The organism is Neopusillimonas maritima (genome assembly GCF_003576595.1).
In the GTDB taxonomy this organism is placed as follows: domain Bacteria; phylum Pseudomonadota; class Gammaproteobacteria; order Burkholderiales; family Burkholderiaceae_B; genus Neopusillimonas; species Neopusillimonas maritima.
Genome location: NZ_NQOU01000021.1, coordinates 1 through 1,577, shown reverse-complemented (window position 1 = coordinate 1,577; position 1,577 = coordinate 1). Strand labels below are relative to the sequence as shown.

General features: G+C 56.4%; 1 protein-coding gene. It reads left to right on the top strand.

From position 1 onward, the window contains the following. Window positions 1–1,577: Ig-like domain-containing protein (locus tag CJO09_RS15530; protein ID WP_147404937.1), on the top strand; the 1,577-nt coding region annotated here is incomplete at both ends.

Sequence of the window (1,577 nt, the reverse complement as noted above, 5' to 3'; positions counted from 1 at the left end):
GAGAACAGTAACGTTAGTGCTTCGGTGACGACAACCGATGCTGCTGGCAACAGCACGAGTGCGTCCACTTCTCAGGGCTACACGGTTGATACCGAGGTCGATGCGTCGATCACGGTTGATGACATCACATCCGATAACGTCATCAATGCGGCCGAGTCTGGTGGTGATGTAACGGTTGGTGGTTCTGTAGGTGGTGACGTTCAAGACGGTGACACAGTCACGATCACAGTAAATGGTCAGACTTACACGACGCAGGTGGCTGATGGTACCTGGTCGGTGGATGTGGCCGGCTCCGACTTGGCTGCTGATACCTCTATCGATGTGTCGGTCACGACGACCGATGCGGCTGGTAATACGGCAACCGCCACGGCTGAGCACACCTACAGCGTAGATACGGAAGTATCTGCCACGATCGCGATTGACACGATTGCGGGCGATGATGTGATCAACGCGGCTGAAGCTGAAGGTGATGTGACCTTGACGGGTACCGTTGGTGGTGATGTTCAGGACGGCGACACGGTAACGATCACCGTGGGTGAGAACAGCTACGAAGCGACCGTTTCTGGCGGCACGTGGTCTGTCTCGGTGCCGGGCTCAGTTCTTGCTGAGAACAGCACCGTCAGTGCCTCTGTCTCTACAACGGATGCCGCCGGCAACAGCACCAGTGCGTCCACTTCTCAGGGTTATACCGTCGATACCGAGATTGATGCCTCGATCACGGTTAACGACATCACATCCGATAATGTCATCAATGCGGCTGAGTCTGGTGGTGACGTTACTGTCTCTGGTAGCGTCGGCGGTGACGTTCAGGATGGTGACACGGTCACCGTGACCGTCAATGGTCAGACTTACACGACGCAGGTGGCTGATGGCGCCTGGTCGGTGGATGTAGCCGGTGCAGATCTGGCAGCAGATAGTGCCATTAACGTCTCGGTCACGACGACCGATGCGGCAGGTAACAGTGCCACTGCGACAGCCGAACATACTTACAGTGTGGACACTGATGTCTCTGCGACGATCGGCATCGACACGATTGCCGGTGATGATGTCATCAACGCAGCGGAAGCTGAGGGTGATGTGACCCTGACCGGTACGGTTGGTGGTGATGTCCAGGACGGCGACACGGTTACTGTGACTGTGGGTGAGAACAGTTACGAAGCGACCGTTTCTGGCGGCACGTGGTCCGTTTCGGTACCGGGTTCGGTTCTGGCAACTAATTCCAACGTATCTGCCTCGGTGACCACAACGGATGCCGCAGGCAACAGCACCAGTGCGTCCACTTCTCAGGGTTATACCGTCGATACTGAGATTGATGCTTCGATCACGGTTAACGATATTACAGAGGACAACGTTATCAACGCCGCTGAGTCTGGTGGTGATGTCACTGTCTCCGGTAGCGTCGGTGGTGACGTTCAGGATGGTGATACCGTCACCGTGACCGTCAATGGTCAGACCTACACGACCCAGGTGGCCGATGGTGCCTGGTCGGTAGATGTGGCCGGTTCCGACTTGGCTGCTGATACAACAGTTGATGTGTCTGTGACGACCACGGATGCAGCGGGCAACAGTGCCACTGC